Raw genomic sequence first — 24,111 nt, forward strand, 5'->3', positions numbered from 1 at the left:
GCTCAGGAGACGGGGCTTATGTTCGAACTGGTAGATAACGCACCCTCGAGCAGTGCGGTCATCAAGGTAGTGGGCGTTGGCGGCGGCGGCGGTAACGCTGTCAACCACATGGTGGAAAGCAACATCGAAGGCGTCGAGTTCATCTGCGCCAATACCGATGCCCAGGCGCTCAAGCGCGTCTCCGCCAAGACGATCCTGCAGCTGGGCAGCGAAATCACCAAAGGCCTCGGCGCCGGCGCCAACCCCGACGTCGGCCGCCAGGCGGCCATGGAAGACCGCGAACGCATCGCCGAGCTGCTCGACGGTGCCGACATGGTCTTTATTACCGCCGGCATGGGCGGCGGCACCGGCACCGGCGGCGCGCCGGTGGTGGCCCAGGTTGCCAAGGAGCTGGGGATTCTCACCGTCGCTGTGGTAACCCGGCCGTTCCCCTTTGAAGGTCCCAAACGCTCGCGCTCTGCCGAAGAGGGCATGAGGGAGCTATCCGAGCACGTTGACTCGCTGATCACCATTCCCAACGAGAAGCTGTTGTCGGTGCTGGGCAAGAGCGCGACGCTGCTGACCGCCTTCAGCGCGGCCAACGACGTGCTGCTGGGCGCCGTCCAGGGCATCGCCGAGCTGATCACCAGCCCCGGCATCATCAACGTCGACTTTGCCGACGTGCGCACGGTGATGTCGGAAATGGGCATGGCGATGATGGGCACCGGCGGCGCCACCGGCGAGAACCGCGCCCGCGAAGCGGCGGAAAAGGCCATCCGCAGCCCGCTGCTGGAAGATATCGACCTGCACGGCGCCCGGGGTATCCTGGTCAACATTACCGCCGGCCCGGATCTGTCCATCGGCGAGTTCAACGACGTCGGTGCCACGGTGCAGGAGTTCGCCTCCGACGAAGCGACCATCGTGGTGGGAACTTCCATCGACATGGAAATGTCTGATGAGCTGCGCGTGACCGTTGTAGCGGCGGGGCTTGACGGCGGCCAGGCGCGCGCCGCGGCACGCGAGCCGGCACGGCGCGCGGCTCAGGCCGACGCCGGCGCCGACTACCGTACGCTCCAGCAGCCGACGGTCATGCGCCAGCAGCAGGCCGCGGCCCGGGCCGAAGCGCCGGAGAAAGAAAGCCGGCCCCGGTCCGACAAGCGCCGCGCCGCCGAGACGGACGACTACCTGGATATTCCGGCGTTTCTGCGCCGCCAGGCTGACTAGTCGCGAAAGCGGCTTTGCTGAGGCAGAGCCGCGGCAGACGGCGGGCGACAATGGCCTGCCGTCATGGCGCGTTTTGCGCCCGGGGTAACCCGTTCATGATGGTTGCGTGCGCTGTAGACGGCGTGTTTTGCCATCACCGTTATGCCATCACCACGGCCATCACTGGAGCACTGACTTCACCCCATGATCAAACAACGCACACTGCAAAACGTTATCCGTGCTACCGGAGTGGGGCTGCACTCTGGCGCCAAAGTCCACATGGCGCTGCGTCCGGCGCCCATCAACACCGGCATCGTGTTCGTGAGGACGGATTTGCAGCCGGCGGTGGAAGTCCCCGCCAGGGCCAACCTGGTGGAAGACACCATGCTGTGCACGGCGCTTTCCTACCGGGGCGTCAAGGTGGCGACCGTTGAGCACCTGATGTCGGCGTTTGCCGGCCTGGGGATCGATAACGCCTACGTTGACCTGAGCGCCGGGGAAGTGCCGATCATGGACGGCAGCGCCAGCCCGTTCGTGTTCCTGATCCAGTCGGCGGGCATCTGCGAGCAGAACGCAGCCAAGAAGTTTATTCGCATCAAGGAGCGGGTGAGCGTGGGCGACGACGACAAGGAAGCCGTGTTTCTTCCCCACGAAGGCTTCAAGGTGTCGTTTTCCATTGATTTCGCGCACCCGGTATTCGAGCAGCAAAAGCAGTCGGCGCTGATCGATTTTTCCACCACCTCCTTCGTCAAGGACGTCTCCCGGGCGCGGACCTTTGGTTTCATGCGCGATATCGAGCATCTGCGCGCCAACAATCTGGCCCTCGGGGGCAGCCTGGAAAACGCCGTGGTGGTGGACGACTACCGCATCGTCAACGACGGCGGGCTGCGCTACGACGACGAGTTCGTCAAGCACAAGGTGCTGGATGCCATCGGCGACCTGTACCAGCTGGGTCACAGCCTCATCGGCGAGTTTCGCGGGGTGAAGTCGGGCCATGCGCTGAATAACCAGCTGTGCCGCGAGCTGCTGTCCCGGCCGGAGGCCTACGAGATCGTTACCTTCGAGGAAGACAGGGCCGTGGCGCCGATTTCCTACGCCGCGCCGGCCATGGCGTAACGCCGCCGGCATGACGGGGCGGGTAGCAAGGCACTGCTTCTGGCCAGGAGAACTCCTGGGCGGGGCGGTGCCTTTTGCCGTTCAGGCGCTGGCGATTGCCGGCAGCTTTCGGGCCGCGTCAGCGGCGGGGCGCGTGGGAGGCCAGCCGCTCAAGCGCGTCCTTGAGCTTGGGGTCGCGGGTATCCTCGGCGCATTCGGCGAGCACCTTGCCGGCGGATTCGGGCAGGGTGCGGGAGTAACGGCGGGGCGTTTTCACCGGGCGCACCGGGCGCACCTTGAAGTGCAGGCCGGTCACGCCTTCAAACCCGGGGATGCCGTGGAGCAGGGTCAAAAGGCGCGGCTGCTCAAAGCGCAACCAGGTGACCAGCGCGGCGCGATCGCAGATCAGCGTAAGGCGGCCTTCGCTCACGCCGCCGACAAAAACATGGTCGCGCATGGGCTCCGGCAGGTCAGCGCGCAGCCGGGACTGGGCCTGTTCGATCAGGCGCGACATCTGCATCAGCCGGCCGACGCTGCCCCGGGGCCTGAGCAGTTGCCCTATGGGCTGTGCGCGGGAACGCTTAACCTTTATACTCATGCGCTTGCCTCGCGTGGATGCGCCAATTCATGAAAGCCTAGCACGCCAAGGAGCGCGACCCCAGCATGCCCGCCCAGCCGATGCCTCAAGCGAATTCATCGCGGCCCTGCCGCCGGCGCGGCGTGGCCCGCTGGTGGCTGGCCGGGCTTCTGGTCAGCTGCCTGCTCCCCGTCGGTTTGAACGCCTGTCAGGCCGCGCGGCTGCCCGTTCGCCAGGTCTATGCGCTGGCGCTGGCGCCGGCCATCATGCGCGTTCGGCGCCGCGCGGTTCGCCGCCGGCAGGCCGTCACTCGCCGGCGCCGCTGTCGCCGCCGCTTCCGTCTGCCCCATGTGCCTGCCCGGGTGCCGGGGCTGGTCGCCGCGCTCGATGCGGTGTCGCGCCGGGGGCCGCCAACGCCTCTGCCCACAACGCCTTGTTTCTTCGCGGTTAATCCGGTGGCCGGCAGCTGCCGGCGGGTGGCCGCGCATTTTCCTGTTTTTACCGGGGGCGCCTGATAGCGTTTCCGGCAGCCATAGTGGAAAGGTCATGATCAGTAACGTACTGCGCAAAGTCGTTGGGTCCAAAAACGAGCGCGAAGTCAAACGCATGCACAAGAGCGTGCAGCACGTCAACGCGCTGGAAAGCGAATTCGAAGCGCTGAGCGAGGCCGAGCTGCAGGGCAAGACCGGCGAGCTGCGCGCCCGCCTGGATGACGGCGAGCCCCTGGACAGCCTGCTGCCCCAGGCCTTCGCCGTCGTCCGCGAGGCGAGCAAGCGGGTCATGGGAATGCGCCATTTCGACGTGCAGATGGTCGGCGGCATGACGCTCAACGACGGGCGTATCGCCGAGATGAAAACCGGCGAGGGCAAGACCCTGGTGGCCACGCTTGCGGTTTACCTCAACGCCCTGCCGTCCAAGGGCGTGCACGTGGTCACGGTCAACGACTACCTGGCCCGCCGCGACGCCGACTGGATGCGCCCGCTTTACGAGTACCTGGGGCTTTCGGTGGGGGTGATATTCTCCGGCCAGGCCAACGAGGAAAAGCGCCACGCCTACGCCTGCGACATCACCTACGGCACCAACAACGAGTTCGGCTTTGACTACCTGCGCGACAACATGGCCTTTTCGCTTGAGGAAAAGGTGCAGCGCCCGCTGCACTACGCCATCGTCGACGAGGTGGACTCGATTCTCATCGACGAGGCGCGTACGCCGCTGATCATCTCCGGCGCGGTGGATGAAAACACCGAGCTCTACGGCGTTGTCGACCGCCTGGCCAAGCACCTGGAAGAGGGTGAGGAGCCGGAAGAGGAAGACGCTCCGGTCACCGGCGATTTTCTGCTCGACGAAAAGCAAAAGCAGGTAGAGCTCACCGAGCAGGGGCACAACCGCGTAGAAGAGCTGATGCGCGCCGAGGGGCTGCTGGGCGAGGAAGAGTCGCTGTACGCCGCGCAGAACCTGGGGCTTTTGCAGCACATGCATTCGGCGCTGCGCGCGCGCCACCTCTATCAGCGCGACGTCGACTACATCATCGCCGAAGACCAGGTGGTCATTGTCGACGAACACACCGGGCGCTCAATGCCCGGGCGGCGCTGGTCGGAAGGGCTGCACCAAGCCGTAGAGGCCAAGGAAGGCGTTACCGTCCAGCGCGAAAGCCAGACCCTTGCCTCCACCACCTTCCAGAACTATTTCCGCCTTTACGAAAAGCTTGCCGGCATGACCGGCACGGCGGATACCGAGGCGTTCGAGTTTCGCCAGATTTACGGCCTGGACGTCATCGTCATTCCCACCAACCGGCCCCAGGCGCGCCAGGACCAAAACGACCTGGTCTACCAGAGCGCCGAGGAAAAATACCGGGCGATCATCAAGGACGTGCAGGCCCAGACCGAAGCGGGTCGCCCGGTGCTGGTGGGTACCGCCTCCATTGACACCTCCGAGTACCTGGCGCGGCTGATGCGCGAGGCGGGCATGCGCTTTAACGTGCTCAACGCCAAGCAGCACCAGAGCGAAGCCGAGATCATCGCCCAGGCCGGGCGCCCCGGGGCCGTGACCATTGCCACCAACATGGCCGGCCGGGGAACGGACATCGTGCTCGGCGGCAACTGGGAAGCCGAGGCCGCGGGGCTTGAGAATCCCGCCGAGGCGGATGTCGAGGCGCTCAAGGGCGAATGGCAAAAGCGCCACGACGCGGTGCTGGAAGCCGGCGGCCTGCACGTGGTGGGCTCCGAGCGCCACGAATCCCGGCGTATCGACAACCAGCTGCGCGGGCGCTCCGGACGCCAGGGCGACCCCGGCTCCACGCGGTTTTTCCTCTCCCTGGAAGACAGCCTGATGCGGCTGTTCGGCTCTGATCGCGTCAAGCGGATGATGAAGGCGCTGGGCCTCGAGGAAGGCGAGGCCATCGAGCACAAGATGGTGTCCAACGCCGTGGAGCGGGCCCAGAAGAAGGTCGAGGGGCGCAACTTCGACATCCGCAAGCAGCTGCTGGAATACGACGACGTGTCCAACGACCAGCGCCGGGTGATCTACGAGCAGCGCAACGACATCCTCAAGTCCGAAGACGTGGCCGACGCCGTGGCGGGCATCCGGGAAGAAGTCATGGACGAGGCGATCAGCAGCTTCGTGCCGCCCCAGAGCCTCGCCGAGCAGTGGGACCTGGCAGGGCTTGAAACCCACCTCAAGACCGAGCTTAACCTGGAAGCGCCGGTGGTTGAGTGGGCCCGGGAAGACCAGCGGCTGAGCGAGGAAAAGCTCCGCGAGCGGCTGCAGACCATGCACCGGGAGGCCTACGAGGCCAAGATCGAAGCGGCCGGCGAAGTTCTGATCCGGCGGTTTGAAAAGCAGGTTATGCTGCAGGTGCTGGATACCCGCTGGAAAGAGCACCTGCAGTCCATGGACCACCTGCGCCGGGGCATTCACCTGCGCGGCTACGCCCAGAAGAACCCCAAGCAGGAATACAAGCGCGAGTCCTTCGATCTGTTTCAGCAGCTGCTGTCCAACATCAAGGCCGACGTCACGCGGATTCTGAGCCACGTTCAGGTGCGCCAGCCCGAAGAGGTCGATGCGCTGGAGCGCGAGCGCCGCGAAGCCCTCGAGCGCGAACAGGCCACCGCCGCCAGCCGCCACGACGAGCCCGAGGCCAGCGCCGATGAAGCCGCGTCCGAGGCCCCCGACGCCGCGGCGGCTGAGGATCAGCCGGTGCGCCGGGAAGGGCCCAAGGTCGGGCGTAACGACCTCTGTCCCTGCGGCTCGGGCAAGAAGTACAAGCACTGCTGCGGCAAGCTGAACTGAGCGGCAATGCCCCAGGTTGATAACCCCCGGCTGACGGCCCGGGCTGATGAGAGGAGGACATCCTATGGCGGTGGGCAATATACCCTTTCCCGCAATGCCGGCGCTTGACGGCGTACGCCTGGGCACCACCATGGCCGGTATCGGCAAGGCCGGCCGGCGGGATCTGGTGGTCATCGAGCTGCCCGATACGGCAAGCGTAGCCGGCGTTTTCACCCGCAACGCCTTTTGCGCCGCGCCGGTGGAGGTCGCCAGAGAGCATCTGGCCGCCTGCCGCCAGCAGGGTCAGGCGCCGCGCTACTGGCTGATCAATACCGGCAACGCCAACGCCGGCACCGGCGCCCAGGGGCTTAATGATGCCCGGGAAAGCTGCCGCGCGCTGGCCGCCGAGGCCGGGGTGGCGCCCCACCGGATACTGCCGTTTTCCACCGGCGTGATCGGCGAGACGCTGCCCATGGAGGCCCTGCTTGCCGGCATTGCCCCGGCGTTTGCCGCCCGGGACGGTCAGAGCGAGGCCTGGGAGCAGGCGGCGGCCGGTATCCTCACCACCGATACGCGGCTCAAGGGGGCAAGCGTTAAGGTGCCCCTGGGCGACCGGCGGGTAACGATCAACGGCATTGCCAAGGGCTCGGGCATGATCCGCCCGGACATGGCGACCATGCTCGGCTTCGTGGTGACCGACGCCGCTATCGAGCAGCCGCTGCTTGAGCGGCTTCTGCGCCAGGCGGTTGACCGCTCGTTCAACTGCATCACCGTGGACAGCGATACCTCGACCAACGACGCCTGCCTGCTGGCCGCCACCGGGCAGGGCGCGGACGTTGCCACCGATGACGAAATCCGCGCCTTTGCCGACGGCCTCGAGCAGGTGCTGGTGGCGCTCGCCCAGTCGATCATCCGCGACGGCGAGGGCGCCACCAAGTTCGTCACCCTCGACGTAAGCGGTGCCACCGATCGTCAGGAGGCGCTGGGCGTGGCCTTTACCGTGGCCCATTCGCCGCTGGTCAAGACCGCGCTCTACGCCTCGGACGCCAACTGGGGGCGGATCCTGGCAGCGGTGGGGCGCGCGCCGGTGGCCGACTTCGACGTCGGGCGTGTCACCATTGACCTTGACGAAGTGCGTTTGGTAGAAGGCGGCGGCCGCGCGCCGGGCTATACCGAAGCCGCCGGCAGCGCGGTAATGGCGCGCGAGGAAATCGGCATCCATATTGATCTGGGACGCGGCGATAGCGACGCCAGAGTGTGGACCTCGGATCTTTCCCACGAGTACGTGTCCATCAACGCCGACTATCGCAGCTGATCCTCCCGACCGGGCAGAGATCCGCGTCGACAATGATTCGTGCAGCAAGAGGGCGTCGGCTTCTGGCCGATCAGCAAAACAGTGGAAAAAGACGCAATGAAAGCAATGGTAAAACGACGGGTTCACGTTGCCGCCGCGGCAATCATCAGCGACGACAAGAAGAAGGTGCTGATTGCACGCCGGCCCTCAAGCTTCGATCAGGGCGGCCTGTGGGAGTTTCCCGGCGGCAAGCTGGCCCCTTACGAAACCGGCCTCGAGGGCTTAAAGCGTGAGCTGCACGAAGAGCTGGGGATAGAAATCTCCCGGGCCCAGCCGCTGATCCGCGTGCACCACGAATACCCCGACAAGCATATTCTGCTCGACGTATGGCAGGTCCACGCGTTTTCCGGCGAGCCGTTCGGCCGCGAAGGCCAGGCGGTGCGCTGGGTGCCCATGGATGAGCTCTCGGGCTATGCGTTTCCGGCGGCCAACCTGCCCATTTTGCGGGCGGTCATGCTGCCCGCCGAATACCTGATTACCGCCGAGGAGGAAGACGACGAGGTCTTTCACCAGCGCCTGACCCGGGCGCTGGAGGAAGACGGCGTGCGGCTGGTGCAGCTGCGGGCCAAGATACTGGACGGCGAGCAGTATCTGGCCCGCGCCCGCCGGGCGCTTTCGCTATGCCGGGAATACGGCGCCCGGCTGCTGCTCAACGGCGACCCCGCCTTGCTCGAGCAGGTCGATGCCGACGGCGCTCACCTGACCAGCGAGCGGCTGGTCCAGCTTGACCGGCGGCCGATACCCGCCGGCAAGTGGCTGGGCGCCTCGACCCACAGCGCCGAGCAGCTGGACAAGGCCGCGGTGCTTGGCTGCGACCTGGTCACGCTGTCGCCGCTGGCGCCCACGCCTTCGCACCCGGATGCGGTGCTGATGGGCTGGCATGACTTTCAGCAGCACGTGGAGCACGCCGGCATGCCGGTGTTTGCGCTGGGTGGGATGACGCGCCAGCATGCCAACCGGGCCCGTGCGGTCGGGGCCCAGGGCATTGCCTCGATCCGTGACTTCTGGCGCTGAGCCAACGCGCGCCTGCCTCGGCAGGCGTTTTTATGCACGCCGGGCTTGCCTGAGCGCTTGCCGACAAGGAGCACGTCATGCTTGACCGCTTACCTTTTCTGGTGGGGCTGCGCTACGTGCGCGCCAAACGCCGCAACCACTTTATTTCGTTTATTTCGCTGACCTCGATGCTGGGCCTGATGCTCGGCGTGGCGGTGCTGATCCTGGTGCTGTCGGTGATGAACGGCTTTGACCACGAGCTGCGCACGCGCATCCTGGGCATGGTGCCGCATACCAAGATCGAAGCCACCGACGGCCTCAAGGACTGGGAAGGGCTCGCCGAGCGGCTGACCGGGCGCGAGCGCGTGGTGGGCGCGGCGCCCTACGTCGAGCAGCAGGGCATGTTTTCCGCCGGCGGGCGCAACCAGGGCGGCATGGTGACCGGCATCAAGCCCGGCTGGGAAGGCAAGGTCTCGATCATCGACGAGCACATGGAGCGCGGCAGCCTCGATGACCTCCAGCCCGGCACCTGGAAGGTGGTGCTGGGGTCGGCGCTGGCGCGCAACCTGGGGGTTGGCGTGGGTGACCGGGTGACTCTGCTGGTGCCCGAGGCCTCGATTACCCCGGCCGGGGTCTTCCCGCGGCTCAAGCGCTTTACCGTGAGCGGCATCTTCAGCGTCGGCGCCGAGCTCGATGCCCGCCTGGCCTACGCCAACATTGCCGACATGCAGACCCTGGCCCGGATGGGCGACACGGTGGGCGGGCTGCGTCTGGAGCTGGATGACCTCTTCGCCGCCAGCAGCGAGACCCAGGCCATTGTCAACGAGCTGGGCGCGGGCTACCGCGGTCGCGACTGGACCTTCACCCAGGGCAACCTGTTTCAGGCCATCCAGATGGAAAAGCGCATGATCGGCCTGCTGCTGACGGTGATCATTGCGGTGGCGGCGTTCAATATCGTGTCCACCCTGGTGATGGTGGTCACCGACAAGCGCGCCGATATCGCCATTCTGCGCACCATTGGCGCCACGCCGCGCTCGATCATGGGCATTTTCATCGTGCAGGGCATGGCCATCGGGGTGATCGGTATTGCCATCGGCGTGGCCGCGGGCGTGCTGCTGGCGCTTACGGTGTCCGATCTGATCGGCTGGGTGGAAGGCGCGTTCGGCATTCACTTTCTCGATGCCGGCGTGTATTTCATCAGCGAACTGCCCTCGCAGCTGCGCGGCAGCGACGTGCTCAACATCGTCGCGGCGGCGTTTGGCCTGACGTTTTTATCCACGCTGTACCCCGCCTGGCGCGCTGCCCGGGTGCAGCCCGCCGACGTGCTGCGCTATGAGTAAGGAATCCGCCATGACGACCGCGACAACCGCCAACGCCGCCGAGGCCCGGGTGATGCTGGAGTGCCGGGACGTGACCCGCACCTATAGCGAAGGGCCGGAAGACTTGACCGTGCTCGACGGGCTCTCGCTCAGCGTGCGCGCCGGCGAGCGCGTTGCCATTGTCGGCAGCTCCGGCTCGGGCAAGACGACGCTTTTGAACCTGCTGGGCGGACTCGACCGCCCAAGCCAGGGGCAGATCGTGATTGCCGACGAGCCGCTGGCGGGGCTGAACGAGGCCGCGCTGGGGCGCTTTCGCAACCGCTATATCGGCTTTGTTTACCAGTTCCACCATCTGCTGGCGGAGTTTACCGCGCTGGAAAACGCCGCGCTGCCGCTGATTATTCGCGGCCAGCGCAAGCGCGAGGCGGAAAAGCGCGCTCGGGCGCTGCTCGAGCGCGTCGGCATGGCCCCCCGCGCTGACCACAAGCCGGGCGAGCTTTCCGGCGGCGAGCGCCAGCGCGTGGCCATCGCCCGGGCGCTGGTCACCGACCCCAGCCTGGTGCTGATGGACGAGCCTACCGGCAACCTCGATCAGACCACGGCGGCTACCATTCTCGGGCTGATGGACGAGCTTGCCCGGGAAAGCGCCTGCGCCTTTGTCATCGTCACCCACGACACCGACCTGGCCGCCCACCAGGACCGGGTGCTGCGCCTGGACGGCGGGCACCTGGTGGCGGACGCTGACGCCTGAAGCTCGGCGTCAGGCTCAGTCGTCGAATTCGGCCTCGATACGCGCTCGGCGCTGGCGGCGTTTGCGCTGCCGGCGCCGCCAGTGCCGGGAGACGTGCCAGCGCCAGATGAGGCGAATGGCGACGTTGGCTAGCGCCGCCAGGATGACGGCGGAGATCAGCGAGCCGACAAACAGAGCCGGCAGGATGTCGTGCATCTGTTCGGCGATCCAGCGGGTCGAGAGGCGCACCGGAGCTTCGCGCACCGGCGTGTCGAAAAACAGCGACCCCAGCCGGTAGTTGGCGTAAAAGATCAGCGGCATGGTCAGCGGGTTGGTGATCCATACCAGACCTACCGCCAGCGCCAGGTTGCAGCGGCTCAGGCGCGCGCCCACGGCAGCGGCTACCATCTGAAAGGGGATGGGCAAAAGCGCGCAGAATATGCCGACGCTGAAGGCGTTGGCGACGCTTCGACGGGTGAGCACCCAAAGCCTCGGATCGGCGATCAGCGGCGCCATGAAACGCAGCGAGCGCCGGCGCTTCAGGGTGTCGGGTCGAGGCATGTAGCGCTGCAGGAAACGGCGCGGCATGTTGATGTCTCTGGCCTTTGAAGCTAACCATTATCCATATACTGGGTGGCTTCGGCTATGCGAGCGTGACGCCGCACAGCGGGCCCGGGGAGCGGGCAGGCGATGGCGGCGAAAAAGCGGGGTCTCAAGAGCGTTAAGTGCCGGCGTGCGGGCCTGGCCTGGCCCCTGGCCGCCGCGGCCCTGGGCGGTGCTGGCATGGGGGCTTCGGGGGCGGCGGGCCACTACCCGCTGCTCGCCGCGGTTGTGCCTGGGGCGGCCCTGCTGCTGGCGGGGCTGGTCGGCCGGCGACGACCGCTATGGCCGGTGCTGCTGGCCGTGTGGCTTTTGACCTGGAGCGGCGTTTTGCAGGAGCGGGCGAGCCGGCTGCCCGCCGGGCTCAGCGGCGCCGACCTGAGCGTGAGCGCCCGGGTGACCGAGACGAGCGACAGCGCCGGCATCCCCCGCTTGCTGCTGAGCGTTGAGCGCTGCCAGTCGCCGCCCGGCCTGCCGCGCTGCGACGAGCTGGGCAAGGTCCGGGTCAGCGTTTACGGCGAGGCACCCATGCGTCGGGGCGAGCGCTGGCAAATGACCCTGCGCCTGCGTCCGCCGCACGGGTTTCGCAACCCCGGCGCCTTCGACTACCAGGCCTGGCTGTGGCGCGAAGGCATTCACGCCACCGGCTACGTGCGCCAGACCCCGGCGCCGGTGCGAACCGACGCCGCCGCGCCGTCGCTCAAACCCCGGGCGCTTGCCTTCATTGACCGCCACGCAGGCGATGCGGCCACCCGCCGCTGGCTGGCCGCGCTCACGCTTGGCGAAAGCGGCCGCCTTACCCAGGACGACTGGAATCTGTTAAACGCCAGCGGCACTACGCATCTGGTGGTGATTTCGGGGCTCCATGTGGGCCTGGTGGCGGGGTTTGGCCTATGGCTTTCCCGGGCGGGGGCCCGCCGGCTGACGCCGCTTAGCTGGCGGCTGCGCCTCTGGCCCTGGTGGGTGGCGGCGGGCTGCGCCTTGGCCTATGCGCTGCTCGCCGGGCTGACGCCGCCGGCGACCCGGGCGCTGATCATGGCGCTGGTGGGGCTCTGGGCCCTGGCCGGGCGCCATGCCCCCGGCGCCTGGCAGGCGTGGTGGCTGGCCATGGCAATTATCGCGATGGCCGATCCCCTGGCCGTGTGGCGCCCCGGCTTTTGGCTTTCGTTTGTCGCCGTGGCCTGGCTGATCGTGATCTGGCAGGGCCGCCGCCGGCCGGAAGGCTGGCGCGGCTGGCTGCGGGCGCTGTGCCGCTCCCAGCTGCTGCTCGCCCCGGCCATGGCCGGAGCGGTGCTGCTGGCCTTTGGCCGGGTTGCGCCGCTGGCCCCGCTGATCAACCTGCTGGCCGTCCCCTGGGTGAGCATGATCATGGTGCCGCTGGCGCTTTTTGGCTGGCTGGCAGCGCCGATACCCTACGCCAGCCAGGCGATCTGGTGGCTGTTTGGCCTGGCGCTCGATCTGCTGCGCGGGCTGCTCGAATTTGCCGTTGCCGCGGCGCCGCTGTGGGAGCCGGAAGCCGGGCAGATCACGGCCATGGCCGCTGCCCTTGGCCTGGCCGCGCTGTGCTGGGGGCTGCCCGCGGTGCCCCGGACGCTGCGGGCCCTGAGCCTGCTGCTGGTGCCGCTGGCGGTGATGACCGCCGCGCCGCCGGCGCTGCCCGAGGGCGCGCTGCGGGTGCGGGTTTACGACGTGGGGCAGGGGCAGCTGATTGAGCTTCGCACCCGCCATTCGCGCACGCTCTACGATACCGGTCCGCGGTTTCGCTCGGGGTTCATGCCCCTTGAGGGCCTGTGGCCGCCGGGGCAGCGCTTCGACCGGGTGATAGTCAGCCACCGGGATACCGACCACGCCGGCGGCATTCGCGCTTTGCAGGCAGAGCATCGGGTGGCCCGCTGGCTGGCGCCGGCCGGGGACGCCGTGGTGGCCGGGCAGCAGCCGTGCCGCGGCGGCCAGCGCTGGCAGCGGGACGGCGTGGCGTTTGCCCACCTCTGGCCGCCGGCAGAAGCGCAGGGCGAGCTGTCGCCCAACGACGGCTCCTGCGTGCTGCAGGCAGCGGCAGGCGAGCACCGGCTGCTGATCACCGGCGACGTGGGCGCCCGGGTCGAGCGCCGGCTTCTGTCGGTCGTCGACGCGCCGGTGAGCGTACTGATAGCCGGGCATCACGGCAGCGCGACGAGCTCCGGCGTGCAGTTCGTGCGCGCTACTGCTCCCCGGCACGCGGTGTTCAGCGCCGGGCGCGACAACCGCTTTGGGCACCCGGTGGATACGGTGGTGAGGCGCTTTCGCCGCCAGGCAAGCTGCCTGTGGAATACCGCCCACGACGGGGCGCTGACGTTCTGGCTGATCCCGGGCGAGGCGATCAGAGTAAAGACCGAGCGCGATGTCCCGCAAGGCGGGCGGTGTTGATGGGCGCCGGCTTGAGGTAGAATCGGCGCATCGTGTATTAGCGCCGGGAGTCCGCGTGAACGAAACAGGTTTGGCCATTTATAAACGCCTGCTGGGCTATGTCAGGCCGCACTGGCGCGCCTTTTCCCTGGCAGTGACGGGGTTTGCCATCTATGCCGCATCGAGCACGGCCCTGGCCGAGCTGATGAAGCGCCTGATCGACGGTATCCAGAACCCCGACGCCGCCTTCCGTGTATTTCTGCCGCTGTTTGTGATCGGCATGTTCGCCGCCCGGGGGCTGGGGACTTTTCTGAGCACCTACTTCATGGCTTACGTCGGGCGCTACGTTATTCATACGCTGCGCTGCGACGTTTTTGCCCATATGCTTCACCTGCCCGGGGTGTTTTTTGACCACCATTCCAGCGGCCATCTGGTGTCCCGGGTGACCTATCACGTGGAGCAGGTGGCGGGGGCCGCGACCAAGGCGGTGACCATCCTGCTGCGCGAAGGGCTATTTGTGGTGGGGCTGCTGGGCTATCTGCTGTGGACCAACTGGCTTTTGACGCTGCTGTTTCTCGCCGTGACGCCGCTGATTGCGCTGGTGGTGGGCTACGTCAGCAAGCGCTTCCGGCGCATTTCCAAGCGTATACAGCACTCCATGGGCGATGTTACCCACGTGGCCTCGGAGGCGCTGTCCGGCTATCGCGTGGTGCGCACCCACGGCGCCGAGGCCCACGAGAAGCGCCGCTTTGAGCGCGTCAGCGAAGAAAACCGCCGCCAGAGCATGAAAGAAGCGGTAACCAAGGCGGCAAGCTCGCCGGTGATTCTTATGCTGGTGGCCGTGTCCATGGCGGGGCTTGTCTGGGTAGCCATGGCGCCTTCGCTGCTCAACGACATGACCCCGGGGGAGTTTGTCGCCTTCATTACCGCCGCCGCGCTGATGGTCAAGCCGGTGCGCCAGCTCACCGAAATCAACAGCCAGATCCAGAAGGGCATCGCCGCCTCCATCGAACTGTTCGGTCTGATGGACGAGCCCGCCGAAGAGGACAGCGGCGAGCGCTTGCCCCATCGCCTGCGCGGCGACATCGCCTTTCGTGGCGTCAGCTTCCACTACGCCGACGACCAGCCCGACGTGCTCCACGGCATTGACCTTGACGTCGCGGCCGGCGAGCTCATCGCCATCGTCGGGCGTTCGGGCAGCGGCAAGTCGACCCTAGCCAGCCTGCTGCCGCGCTTTTATACCTGCACCGGCGGGCATATCGCCATCGACGGCGTCGACGTGCGCGACTACCAGCTGGCCCCGCTGCGCCGCCAGGTAGCCCTGGTGTCCCAGCAGGTGACCCTATTCAACGCAAGCGTTGCCGACAACATTGCCTACGGCTCCGTTGACCCCGATCCGGCCGCCATCGAAGCCGCGGCCCGGGCGGCTTACGCCCACGAGTTCATCGACACGCTGCCCCACGGCTACGCTACCCGGGTGGGTGATAACGGCGTCATGCTGTCGGGCGGGCAGCGCCAGCGGCTGGCCATTGCTCGGGCGATTTTCAAGGATGCGCCGATCCTGGTGCTGGACGAGGCCACCTCGGCGCTGGACACAGAGTCTGAGCGCTATATTCAGAAAGCCCTCGAGCGAGTGTGCGAAGGGCGCACGACTCTGGTCATTGCCCACCGGCTTTCCACCATCGAGCGCGCCGATCGCATCGTGGTCATGGAGCAGGGCCGTATTATCGAGCAGGGCACTCACCGCGAGCTGCTGAACGCCGACGGCGCCTACGCCGCGCTGCACCGGCTGCAGTTTCAGGACGCGGCGTGAGCCTGGCCGAACGCTGGGTTCGGGCGGCCTACCGCGGCAGCCTTTGGCTTTATCCGCTGCGCCCCCTGGCGGCCCTTTACCGCCTGGCGATGGAGCGGCGCCGACGGGCGTATGCCCGCGGCAAAAAGGCCGTGTGGCGCGCGCCGGTGCCGGTGATAGTGGTAGGCAACATCACCCTGGGCGGCACCGGCAAGTCGCCGCTGGTAGCCTGGCTTTCGCGCTGGCTTGGCGAGCGGGGCTATACGCCGGGGATTATCACTCGGGGCTACGGCGGCCGCGCCGAGGGCTACCCGCTGCGAGTTACATCGGCGACGCCGGTTGCGCAAAGCGGCGACGAGCCGCTGATGCTCGCCCAGCAGACCGGCGTCGCCGTGGTGGCCGACCCCGAGCGCGCCCGGGGTGCCCGGGCGCTGGTGGAAGCCGGCTGCGACATCATCATAAGCGACGACGGGCTGCAGCATCTGGCGCTGGGGCGCGACCTGGAGCTTGCGGTAGTGGACGGCGCCCGCGGCCTGGGCAACGGCCAGTGCCTGCCGGCCGGCCCCCTGCGCGAGCCGCCTCGGCGGCTTGCGGACGTCGACGCCGTGCTGGTGAACGGCGAGGCCCGACGGCCGCTGGGCGTGGATACCGTTGCCATGCGGCTGGCGCCTGCCCGCTGGCGACGGCTTGCTACCGGGAAGCCCTCAGCGCTTGAGCCGCTGCCGTTTGCTCTGCCGGTGCGCGGCATCGCCGGCATCGGCCGGCCGGCGCGGTTTTTTGCCACTCTGGAGGCGCTGGGCGTGCACGGCACCTGGCAGGGCTACGCTGATCACCACCGCTTCAGCGCCGGGGATCTTGAAACAGAGCGCGGGCAGGCGCTCGTGATGACCGCCAAGGACGCGGTGAAGTGCGCGGCGCTTGCCCCGCCGGATAGCTGGGTACTGGACGTCGAAGCCGTCCTGCCCGCCGATTTTGAACGCTGGCTGGCCGCATGGCTGGCAGCTCTTACCTGCAGGAGACAGGCTCATGGATAAACAACTGCTGGCGATGCTGGTATGCCCCCAGTGCCAGGGCAAGCTTGACTACGTGCGCGAGGAAGGCGAGCTTCACTGCCGCTACGACGGCCTGGCCTACCCGATAAAAGACGACATTCCGGTGATGCTGCCCGACGAGGCGCGCCAGCTGAGCGTGGATGAAAAGCTGCCGGCGTCAACCGGCAGCCCGGGAGACGCCTAGGTGGCCGTGCCCGAATTTACCGCGGTGATCCCGGCGCGCTACGCCTCCACGCGGCTGCCGGGCAAACCGCTTTTGCCCATTGCCGGCGAGCCGATGATCGCTCACGTCTGGCGGCGCGCCTGGCAAAGCGGTGCCGTCCGGGTGGTGGTTGCCACCGACGACGCGCGCATTGGCGAAGCGCTGGCCCCCTACGGGGCCGAAGTGGTCATGACCCGGGCCGATCACGCCACGGGCACCGACCGGCTGGCCGAAGTGACGGAGGCGCTGGCGCTCGAGGATGAGGCGCTGGTGGTCAACGTCCAGGGGGACGAGCCGCTGATGCCTCCGGCGCTGATTGACCAGGTGGCCAGGCGGCTGGCCGATGATCCCGAGGCGTCGATCGCCACGCTTGCCGAGCCGCTCACCGAGGTCGAGTCGCTTTTCAACCCCAACGTAGTCAAGGTGGTTCGCGCCTTCGACGGCCGGGCGCTGTATTTTTCCCGGGCGCCGGTGCCCTGGGACCGCGAGCACTTCAGCGACCCGCCGGCGCTGTTAACCACCGACGCCTGGCTTCGCCATATCGGTATCTATGCCTACCGCGCGGCCTTTCTACACGCCTTTCGCGACTGGCCACCGGCCGTCCTTGAGCAGCTTGAGCAGCTCGAGCAGCTGCGCGCGCTGCAGCGCGGGCATATCGTGCAGGTGGCGCTGGCCTGCACGGTCAACCCACCCGGCGTGGATACGCCGGATGATCTGGAGCGGGTGCGCCGGCTGACGGCAACCCGCGATCACCATTCTGATAGGGAGTCACCATGAAGGTGCTATTCGTCTGTCTGGGCAATATCTGCCGTTCGCCGAGCGCCGAAGGCGTGTTTCGCCGGGCGGTGGAGCAGGCAGGGCTTGAGCAGCGTATCACCGTGGATTCGTGCGGTATCGGCGACTGGCACGCGGGCAACCCGCCCGACGAGCGGGCGCAGGCGGCGGCCAAACGTCGGGGAATCGATATCAGCGATCTTCGGGCCCGCCAGCTTGGCCGCGAGGACTTTGCCGAGTTCGACTACATCCTGCCCATGGACTACGGCAACCTGCGCGACATTCGCGCCATGGAGCCGGACGCGCACGACGCGCATATCGAGCTCTTTCTGGCGTTTGCCGGCATGCCCCAGGGCGAGGTGCCGGACCCGTATTACGGCGGCGAGCAGGGCTTTGAAGAGGTGCTCGACATGATCGAAGCCGCCTCCCAGGGGCTTGTCGAGCACATTCAGGCAGCCGGGTAATGCGCCCGCCGGCCCCCGCTGCGTGGCAGCCCGACTGCGAGCTTATCCGGGCCAACACCCTGGGCCTGCCGTGCCGGGCGGCGTTTTTTGCCGCGCCGGCAACGCTATCCGCGCTGCGCGACTGCCTGGGCGAGGCGCGCCGGGTGGGGCACCGCATTACCTTGCTCGGCGGCGGCAGCAACGTGCTGCTGCCGCCCAGGCTCGGTGGGGTAGTGGTGCGCCCGGCGCTTCGCCAGTGGTGGCTCGAGCGCGACGGCGATAAAGTTCAGGCCCATGTGGGCGCCGGCGTCAACTGGCATGAGCTGGTGATGACCCTTGCCGCACGCGGGCTCTGGGGGCTGGAAAACCTGGCGCTGATCCCCGGCGACTGCGGCGCTGCCCCGGTGCAGAACATCGGCGCCTACGGCGTCGAACTGGCCGACGCGCTGCGCGCTGTCGACGTCATGTACCTGGCCAGCGGGCGCACCCGCCGGCTTTCCCCCGGCGAGTGCCGGTTTGGCTATCGCGACAGCGTTTTCAAGCACGAGCTGGCAGGCGAGGTGGTGATCACCCGCCTGGTGCTCGAGCTTGGCCGCAAGCCCCGGCCGGTGCTCGGGTACGGCGGCCTGGCCGCCCGGGTGGGGCCGGATCCCACGGCCCTTGAGGTCGCGCAAACGGTGAGCGCCATCCGCCGGGAAAAGCTGCCGGACCCCCAGCGCCTGCCCAACGCCGGCAGCTTTTTCAAGAATCCGGTGGTGGCGGATGCCGTTGCCCGACGGCTTCTTGAGCAGCATCCCGACATGCCGCACTTCCCCCAGGCGGGCGGCGGCTGCAAGCTGGCCGCCGGCTGGCTGGTGGATCGCTGCGGATTAAAAGGGCAGCGCTTTGGCGCCTTTGGCGTGCACGAGCGTCAGGCGCTGGTGCTGGTACACTTTGGCGGCGGCGATCGCACCGGGCTCAAGCGCGCTGCCGGGCAGGTGGCCGGTGCGGTCAGGGAACGCTTTGGCGTGGCGCTGGAAGTGGAGCCGCGTACGATCCGGGCGTGACGCCACAGGCGCCGTCATAAAAAAAGCCCGATACCTTTTCCAGGGTACCGGGCTTTTTCATGGGCGGACGAGCGCTATTTATTCGGCGCTGTTGTCCTGCTGCTGGCGACGACGCTGTTCGCGGGGGTCGTTATGCGCCCGGCGGCGGCGCGGCTTGGCCGGCGCCTTTTCCGCCGTTTTCTCCGGGGCCTTCTCGGCCGCCTTTTCCGGCTCCGCCGGCTTTTCGGCTACCGGGGCGTCGGCTTTTTCCGCTGCCTTGGCCGGCGCCTTTTCCGGCTCCGCGGGCTTTTCGGCTACCGGGGCGTCGGCTTTTTCCTCTGCCTTGGCCGGCGCCTTTTCCGCGGTTTTCTCCGGGGCCTTCTCGGCTGCCTTTTCCGGCTCCGCCGGCTTTTCGACTGCCGGGGCCTCGGCTTTTTTCTCTGCCTTGGCCGGCGCCTTTTCCGCGGTTTTCTCCGGGGCCTTTTCGGCTGCCTTTTCCGGCTCGGCCGGCTTTTCGGCCGCCGGCGCCTCGGCTTCGGCCTGGAGCCTGAGCTGCTCGGCCTCGGCCTTGGGGTTCAGCGCCTGCTTGCGGCTGCGCTTGCGCGGGTTGTTGCGCGTGCGCTTGGGCGTGCTGTCCATGGTGACGGCCGGCGCTGCTTCCGCCGGATCGGCTTTGGCCTCGTCGCGCTGCTTGCCGGCCTGGGGCTCGGCGTCTTTTGGCGGAGCCGCGGGCGTGTCCGCGGGTTTGTCCGCCTGCGGCGCGGCCGCCGCGTCTTGCTGCCCTTGACCGTCCTGCTGGGGGTGACGGCGACGGCTGCGCGAGCGGCTGGGACCTGCCCGCTGACTGTCCTCGTCGGCGGCGGGCTTGCGCTCGGCATCGCTCTTGTCGCTGCGCGGCGCATTGCTACGCCGGTCGTTTGACGCGCTCTTGCTTGCGGCGTCGGTTTTTGCCGCGTTATCGCTCGCGTTACTGCTGCCCGCGCTACTGCGGGACTTGTTGTTGGCGCTGGTGCCGGCGTCTTTTGCCGAGCCCTTGTCCTGGCGAGTGTTCTGGCGAGTGTCCTGGCGAGCGTCTTGACGAGTGTCCTGGCGCGGGCTTTGACGCGAAGCGCTGTTATTGCCGGCGCTGCCGCTCTTGTTTGAACGGCTTTGCTGCTGGCCCGTGCTGCGTTCGCTGGAGGGGCGGCGCTCGACGGCCGGCTTGTCCCGGGCCGGTGCCGGGCGCGACGGGCGCTCGTTCGAGCCCGATGTCGGCCGGCTCTGCGCCGTTTCCGGCGCCTGTTCCGCCTCTTCGGCCCCCAGGAACTTGGCAAAGCCGCGGATAAAGCGGCCCACTACGCCGGACGAGGCGTCGGGGGTGGCTTCAGCGGGCATCCGAGGGGCGCTGTGGCCGTCGCTTTGCAGCGAAGCGGGGGCCGGCGCGTTGTGCGTCACGCTCTTGACCGCGGCAACGTCGCGCTGGGCCGGCGGGGTCATGCCGGCGTCGGATTCCTTGCCGGCTTCGCTTTCTACGGACAGCTCGAAGCTTGAAGCCGCGGTCAGATCGCCGCCGTCCAGATGGTCGTCGCGCAGGCGCTGGACGTCATAGTGCGGGGTGTCCATTTCCGGATTCGGCAGCAGCACCACGCGAACGTCCTGGCGCGCTTCGATATCGGCCAGCACGCTGCGCTTTTCGTTGAGCAGGTAGGTGGCGACCGGTACGGGCAGGATGGCGCGGATCTGGGCGCTGCGCTCTTTCATGGCCTCTTCTTCGAGCAGGCGCATCACCGAAAGCGACAGCGAGCGCACGTCGCGGATGGTGCCCTGGCCGTTACAGCGCGGGCAGACCACGCCGCTGGTTTCGCCAAGCGAGGGGCGCAGGCGCTGGCGCGACATTTCCATCAGGCCAAAGCGCGAAATCCGCCCGATCTGCACCCGGGCGCGGTCGATCTTGAGCGCGTCCCGGGTGCGGTTTTCCACTTCGCGCTGGTTGCGCGCCGGGCCCATGTCGATGAAGTCGATGACCACCAGGCCGCCGATGTCGCGCAGGCGCAGCTGGCGGGCGATTTCGTCGGCGGCTTCGCTGTTGGTTTGCAGCGCGGTTTCCTCGATGTCGCTGCCCCGGGTCGCTCGGGCCGAGTTGATGTCGATGGACACCAGCGCTTCGGTGTGGTCGATGACAATCGAGCCGCCCGAGGGCAGTTTGACTTCGCGCTGGTAGGCGGTCTCGATCTGCGACTCGATCTGAAAGCGCGAGAACAGCGGCACCTCGTCAGCGTAAAGCTTGATCTTCTGCTGATAGGAGGGCATCACCTGGCGGATAAAGCCCAGGGCTTCGGCGTGGATCTCGGGGCTGTCGATCAGCACCTCGCCGATATCCTGGCGCAGGTAGTCGCGCATGGCGCGGATGATGACGTTGGACTCGCGGTAAATCAGAAAGGGCGTGGCGTGCTTGCCGGCTTCCGCGGTGATCGACTCCCACACCTGCACCAGATAGTCCAGATCCCACTGGAGCTCTTCGGGCGTGCGGCCGATGCCCGCGGTACGCACGATCAGGCCCATTTTATCCGGCACGGTGAGCTGGCTCATGGCGCTTTTGAGCTGGCTGCGGTCTTCGCCCTCGATGCGCCGGGAAATGCCGCCGGCGCGGGGGTTGTTGGGCATGAGGACCAGAAAGCGCCCGGCCAGGCTGATGAAGGTGGTGAGTGCGGCGCCCTTGTTGCCGCGCTCTTCCTTGTCCACCTGGACGGTGACTTCCTGGCCTTCCTTGATCACTTCCTTGATGCTGGGGCGGCCGCTGACGTCCTTGACGAAGTATTCCCGGGAGATTTCCTTCAGCGGGAGAAAGCCGTGGCGCTCGGCGCCGAAATCGACAAAGGCGGCTTCCAGGGAAGGTTCGACTCGGGTGATCCGGCCGCGGTAGATGTTGGCTTTTTTCTGCTCGCGGGCGCCGGATTCAATATCCAGATCGTAAAGGCGTTGACCATCGACAAGGGCGACGCGCAGCTCTTCAGGCTGGGTCGCATTGATGAGCATCCGTTTCATGTTGTCTCGCATAGCGTTGCGTGCCGGTGCCCGTCAAAAACGGTGCGGATAAGCGCGGGCGCTACCGGCACAACGTTGAACTTGTTTTCGCCCGCCGCCGGGCGTGCCCGGTGACGTAAAAGCACGGCGGCGCCGGGCGTAGCGTGTTGTCTTGTCCTTGCCTGGGCAGGCGCTGAATCGTCAGCGCCGCCCGGCGGACGCGCGGGGAAAACCCCGGGCGCCTGTGTTCTGTGCCGGCAACCTTGTCGCCGGCGGCAGCTGTGCTGCGCGGATCACAACGGCTGCGCGCGGGTATCATTGCCGTGGCGCGCAGACGACGGCGGCCATGCGTACACGGCGTCGTCCGGCTCTGGCCTGCGTGTCGGTCGGGCAGGCGCTTTGTCCCAGGCAAGCGTTTTCCGGCCTTGCGGGCTTTCTGTGGTGGCGCTGGTCTGGCGCTATGGCACTTGTCAATCGTGCGCAGAGGCGTGGCACACAGAAGCGTGGAAACGCTTGGAGGGCGAGCGTTCCGGAATATAACAGTAAAGCCACCGGCCAGCAATTTACCCGCCGGCAAATGATGCCGGGTTCGCCTGTCCGGGGCGCATTGTCCGGGCGTGTGCGATAGAATGGCGCTTTTCCCGGCGCAAGGAGTACACCGCCATGGCCGAAGGGCGAGACGTACAGTGGGTGGACATCGCCCCAGAGCAGGCGGGGCAGCGCATCGACAACTTTCTCATGACCCGGCTGAAGGGCGCCCCCCGGGCGCTGATTTACCGCATTGTGCGCAAGGGCGAAGTGCGGGTGAACAAAAAACGCGTCAAGGCCGGCTATCGCGTGCAGGCCGGTGACCGGGTGCGAGTGCCGCCGCTGCGGCTGGCGCCCAAGGAGGCGGTCAAGGAAGTCAGCGACAGCCTGCGCGATCTGCTGCTGGGCAGCGTGCTGCGCGAAAGCGCCGACTGGCTGGTGCTCAACAAGCCGTCGGGGCTGGCGGTGCACGGCGGCAGCGGCGTCAAGATCGGTCTGATCGAGGCGCTGCGCCAGGTGCGTGACGACCTTGATTTTCTGGAGCTGGTGCATCGGCTGGACCGCGACACCTCGGGCTGTTTGCTGCTGGCCAAGTCCCGGGAGGCGCTCCTGTCGCTCAATCGGGCGCTCAAGGAGCACGGCATGGAAAAGCGCTACCTGGCCCTGGTCAGCGGCCGCTGGCCGGCGCGCAAGACTTTTGTCAGCGCGCGGCTGGATCGCTTTGACGCGGGCAACGGCGAGCGTCGCGTGCGGGTCGCGGCCGACGGCAAGTTTGCGCGGACGCGCTTTGCCGTCGAGGAGGCCTTTGCCCGCGCCACGCTGATCGAGGCCGAGCCGGTCACCGGGCGCACCCACCAGATTCGCGTGCACGCCGCCCATGCCGGGCATCCGCTGCTGGGCGACGACAAGTATTTCACCCGGGAAAGTACGGCGGTTTCCCGCCGCCTGGGCGCGGGGCGGCTGTTTTTGCACGCCCGTTCGCTGAGCTTCCCTGAGCCCGGCAGCGGGCGCATGATCACGGTCAAGGCGCCCCTTCCCGAGGCGCTGGAGAGCGTGCTGACCCCTCTTCGTGGATAGGACACAACATGTCGACAACACCGTCGTTTGACCTGATGATTTTTGACTGGGACGGCACCCTGATGGACTCGGTGCCGCGTATTGTTTCCAGCATGCAGGCGGCCGCCCGGGACGCCGAGTGGGGCGAGCTTGCCCCCGAAGCCGTGGAAAACATCGTCGGGCTGGGGCTGCCCGAAGCGGTGGATATCCTTTGTCCGGGCATTACCGCGGCGCACTCGGCGCGCCTGCGCGAGCGCTACGCGCACTACTTCGTTCACGCCGATGCCACCCCCATGGCATTTTTCGACGGCGTTGAGGCCCGTCTCGAGCGCCTGCATCGCCAGGGGGCTCCTCGGCTTGCCGTGGCCACGGGCAAGACCCGCCGCGGCCTCGACCGGATTTTCACCGAGACCGGAAGCGCCCGCTGGTTTCACTCAAGCCGTACCGCCGATGAGACCCGCTCCAAGCCGGACCCGCTGATGCTTGACGAGCTGCTCGACGAGCTCGGCGTGTCCGCCAGCCGGGCGCTCATGATCGGCGATACCGAATACGACATGGCCATGGCGCGCGCGCTGAATATGCCCCGGGTGGGGGTGAGCTACGGCGTGCACGAAAGCGAGCGCCTGGCGGCCTTTGAGCCGCTGCATATTGCCCACGATATTGACGGGCTGTTTGATTGGCTGGACGCGTCAGCGGTAAAGGCAGCGCCCGCGACGGCGCCGTAACAGCCGCGA

20 protein-coding genes are annotated in these 24,111 nt (G+C 67.3%); 17 read left to right on the plus strand and 3 right to left on the minus strand.

Annotated elements, in window-relative coordinates; all coding sequences use genetic code 11:
- The first annotated feature begins 18 nt into the window (after positions 1-18).
- A complete protein-coding gene (gene ftsZ / locus ACZ46Y_RS06530) occupies positions 19-1,203 on the plus strand; it encodes a cell division protein FtsZ (protein WP_311953602.1) in 1,185 nt (394 codons plus the stop codon).
- Between the two features lie 183 nt (positions 1,204-1,386).
- Positions 1,387-2,298 (plus strand): UDP-3-O-acyl-N-acetylglucosamine deacetylase, encoded by a 912-nt coding sequence (lpxC, locus tag ACZ46Y_RS06535; protein ID WP_311953603.1) that lies wholly within the window; start codon positions 1,387-1,389, stop codon positions 2,296-2,298.
- A 118-nt stretch (positions 2,299-2,416) separates the two neighbouring features.
- On the opposite strand, the gene ACZ46Y_RS06540 is transcribed toward lpxC, so the two are convergent.
- Positions 2,417-2,875, minus strand: a complete 459-nt coding sequence (locus ACZ46Y_RS06540; RefSeq protein ID WP_311953605.1) for a DUF721 domain-containing protein — start codon at positions 2,873-2,875, stop codon at positions 2,417-2,419.
- Between the two features lie 65 nt (positions 2,876-2,940).
- Here ACZ46Y_RS06540 and ACZ46Y_RS06545 point away from each other — a divergent pair, with 65 nt between their 5' ends.
- The 6 genes from ACZ46Y_RS06545 (at position 2,941) to ACZ46Y_RS06570 (ending at position 10,538) form a co-directional block, all read left to right on the plus strand.
- Complete coding sequence (locus ACZ46Y_RS06545) at positions 2,941-3,369, plus strand: hypothetical protein (protein WP_311953608.1); 429 nt, start codon at positions 2,941-2,943, stop codon at positions 3,367-3,369.
- A 31-nt stretch (positions 3,370-3,400) separates the two neighbouring features.
- Complete coding sequence (gene secA / locus ACZ46Y_RS06550) at positions 3,401-6,142, plus strand: preprotein translocase subunit SecA (RefSeq protein ID WP_311953611.1); 2,742 nt, start codon at positions 3,401-3,403, stop codon at positions 6,140-6,142.
- 64 nt (positions 6,143-6,206) lie between these two features.
- Entirely contained in the window at positions 6,207-7,436 is a 1,230-nt protein-coding gene (argJ, locus tag ACZ46Y_RS06555; RefSeq protein WP_311953614.1) for a bifunctional glutamate N-acetyltransferase/amino-acid acetyltransferase ArgJ, read from the plus strand.
- A gap of 96 nt (positions 7,437-7,532) precedes the next feature.
- Entirely contained in the window at positions 7,533-8,489 is a 957-nt protein-coding gene (locus tag ACZ46Y_RS06560) for a Nudix family hydrolase (RefSeq protein ID WP_311953617.1), read from the plus strand.
- Between the two features lie 77 nt (positions 8,490-8,566).
- A complete protein-coding gene (locus ACZ46Y_RS06565) occupies positions 8,567-9,808 on the plus strand; it encodes a lipoprotein-releasing ABC transporter permease subunit (protein ID WP_311953620.1) in 1,242 nt (413 codons plus the stop codon).
- A 10-nt stretch (positions 9,809-9,818) separates the two neighbouring features.
- On the plus strand, positions 9,819-10,538 hold the full coding sequence (locus tag ACZ46Y_RS06570) for an ABC transporter ATP-binding protein (RefSeq protein WP_311953623.1): 720 nt from the start codon (positions 9,819-9,821) through the stop codon (positions 10,536-10,538).
- A 15-nt stretch (positions 10,539-10,553) separates the two neighbouring features.
- On the opposite strand, the gene ACZ46Y_RS06575 is transcribed toward ACZ46Y_RS06570, so the two are convergent.
- The gene (locus tag ACZ46Y_RS06575; protein ID WP_311953627.1) at positions 10,554-11,105 is read right to left on the minus strand and encodes a DUF2062 domain-containing protein; all 552 of its coding nucleotides are present in this window, start codon (positions 11,103-11,105) and stop codon (positions 10,554-10,556) included.
- A gap of 102 nt (positions 11,106-11,207) precedes the next feature.
- Between ACZ46Y_RS06575 and ACZ46Y_RS06580 the strand changes: the two genes are divergently transcribed.
- From ACZ46Y_RS06580 to murB, 7 genes are read left to right on the plus strand one after another with little or no spacing between them, the layout of a single operon-like run.
- Entirely contained in the window at positions 11,208-13,523 is a 2,316-nt protein-coding gene (locus ACZ46Y_RS06580) for a DNA internalization-related competence protein ComEC/Rec2 (RefSeq protein ID WP_311953630.1), read from the plus strand.
- 55 nt (positions 13,524-13,578) lie between these two features.
- A complete protein-coding gene (msbA, locus tag ACZ46Y_RS06585; protein WP_311953633.1) occupies positions 13,579-15,315 on the plus strand; it encodes a lipid A export permease/ATP-binding protein MsbA in 1,737 nt (578 codons plus the stop codon).
- A complete protein-coding gene (lpxK, locus tag ACZ46Y_RS06590; RefSeq protein WP_311953636.1) occupies positions 15,312-16,328 on the plus strand; it encodes a tetraacyldisaccharide 4'-kinase in 1,017 nt (338 codons plus the stop codon). The genes msbA and lpxK overlap by 4 nt, the downstream gene beginning before the upstream one ends.
- Positions 16,321-16,530: a Trm112 family protein gene (locus ACZ46Y_RS06595; RefSeq protein ID WP_311953639.1), complete on the plus strand. Its 210-nt coding sequence runs from the start codon at positions 16,321-16,323 to the stop codon at positions 16,528-16,530. The genes lpxK and ACZ46Y_RS06595 overlap by 8 nt, the downstream gene beginning before the upstream one ends.
- Positions 16,531-17,325, plus strand: a complete 795-nt coding sequence (kdsB, locus tag ACZ46Y_RS06600; RefSeq protein WP_311953641.1) for a 3-deoxy-manno-octulosonate cytidylyltransferase — start codon at positions 16,531-16,533, stop codon at positions 17,323-17,325.
- Positions 17,322-17,786 (plus strand): low molecular weight protein-tyrosine-phosphatase, encoded by a 465-nt coding sequence (locus ACZ46Y_RS06605; protein WP_311953652.1) that lies wholly within the window; start codon positions 17,322-17,324, stop codon positions 17,784-17,786. Before kdsB ends, ACZ46Y_RS06605 begins: the two co-directional genes overlap by 4 nt.
- Positions 17,786-18,811, plus strand: coding sequence for a UDP-N-acetylmuramate dehydrogenase (gene murB, locus ACZ46Y_RS06610; protein ID WP_311953656.1), 1,026 nt, complete (start codon positions 17,786-17,788; stop codon positions 18,809-18,811). The genes ACZ46Y_RS06605 and murB overlap by 1 nt, the downstream gene beginning before the upstream one ends.
- Positions 18,812-18,889: 78 nt before the next feature.
- Here murB and rne read toward each other — a convergent pair whose 3' ends face one another.
- Entirely contained in the window at positions 18,890-21,814 is a 2,925-nt protein-coding gene (rne, locus tag ACZ46Y_RS06615; protein ID WP_311953659.1) for a ribonuclease E, read from the minus strand.
- A 642-nt stretch (positions 21,815-22,456) separates the two neighbouring features.
- On the opposite strand from rne, the gene ACZ46Y_RS06620 reads away from it, so the two are divergent.
- Together ACZ46Y_RS06620 and ACZ46Y_RS06625 are read left to right on the plus strand one after the other, a co-directional pair.
- The gene (locus ACZ46Y_RS06620; RefSeq protein ID WP_311953668.1) at positions 22,457-23,398 is read left to right on the plus strand and encodes an RluA family pseudouridine synthase; all 942 of its coding nucleotides are present in this window, start codon (positions 22,457-22,459) and stop codon (positions 23,396-23,398) included.
- Positions 23,399-23,406: 8 nt separating this feature from the next.
- Positions 23,407-24,102 (plus strand): HAD-IA family hydrolase, encoded by a 696-nt coding sequence (locus tag ACZ46Y_RS06625; RefSeq protein WP_311953673.1) that lies wholly within the window; start codon positions 23,407-23,409, stop codon positions 24,100-24,102.
- The last annotated feature ends 9 nt before the right edge of the window (positions 24,103-24,111 follow it).

Source organism: Halomonas garicola (genome assembly GCF_055382465.1).

Excerpts from the sequence above, each read along its gene's own strand:
- ftsZ (WP_311953602.1), top strand. The coding sequence starts at position 19 with ATGTTCGAACTGGTAGATAACGCACCCTCGAGCAGTGCGGTCATCAAG.
- lpxC (WP_311953603.1), top strand. The coding sequence starts at position 1,387 with ATGATCAAACAACGCACACTGCAAAACGTTATCCGTGCTACCGGAGTG.
- ACZ46Y_RS06540 (WP_311953605.1), bottom strand. The coding sequence starts at position 2,875 with ATGAGTATAAAGGTTAAGCGTTCCCGCGCACAGCCCATAGGGCAACTG.
- ACZ46Y_RS06545 (WP_311953608.1), top strand. The coding sequence starts at position 2,941 with ATGCCCGCCCAGCCGATGCCTCAAGCGAATTCATCGCGGCCCTGCCGC.
- secA (WP_311953611.1), top strand. The coding sequence starts at position 3,401 with ATGATCAGTAACGTACTGCGCAAAGTCGTTGGGTCCAAAAACGAGCGC.
- argJ (WP_311953614.1), top strand. The coding sequence starts at position 6,207 with ATGGCGGTGGGCAATATACCCTTTCCCGCAATGCCGGCGCTTGACGGC.
- ACZ46Y_RS06560 (WP_311953617.1), top strand. The coding sequence starts at position 7,533 with ATGAAAGCAATGGTAAAACGACGGGTTCACGTTGCCGCCGCGGCAATC.
- ACZ46Y_RS06565 (WP_311953620.1), top strand. The coding sequence starts at position 8,567 with ATGCTTGACCGCTTACCTTTTCTGGTGGGGCTGCGCTACGTGCGCGCC.
- ACZ46Y_RS06570 (WP_311953623.1), top strand. The coding sequence starts at position 9,819 with ATGACGACCGCGACAACCGCCAACGCCGCCGAGGCCCGGGTGATGCTG.
- ACZ46Y_RS06575 (WP_311953627.1), bottom strand. The coding sequence starts at position 11,105 with ATGCCGCGCCGTTTCCTGCAGCGCTACATGCCTCGACCCGACACCCTG.
- ACZ46Y_RS06580 (WP_311953630.1), top strand. The coding sequence starts at position 11,208 with ATGGCGGCGAAAAAGCGGGGTCTCAAGAGCGTTAAGTGCCGGCGTGCG.
- ACZ46Y_RS06595 (WP_311953639.1), top strand. The coding sequence starts at position 16,321 with ATGGATAAACAACTGCTGGCGATGCTGGTATGCCCCCAGTGCCAGGGC.
- ACZ46Y_RS06605 (WP_311953652.1), top strand. The coding sequence starts at position 17,322 with ATGAAGGTGCTATTCGTCTGTCTGGGCAATATCTGCCGTTCGCCGAGC.
- murB (WP_311953656.1), top strand. The coding sequence starts at position 17,786 with ATGCGCCCGCCGGCCCCCGCTGCGTGGCAGCCCGACTGCGAGCTTATC.
- rne (WP_311953659.1), bottom strand. The coding sequence starts at position 21,814 with ATGAAACGGATGCTCATCAATGCGACCCAGCCTGAAGAGCTGCGCGTC.
- ACZ46Y_RS06620 (WP_311953668.1), top strand. The coding sequence starts at position 22,457 with ATGGCCGAAGGGCGAGACGTACAGTGGGTGGACATCGCCCCAGAGCAG.
- ACZ46Y_RS06625 (WP_311953673.1), top strand. The coding sequence starts at position 23,407 with ATGTCGACAACACCGTCGTTTGACCTGATGATTTTTGACTGGGACGGC.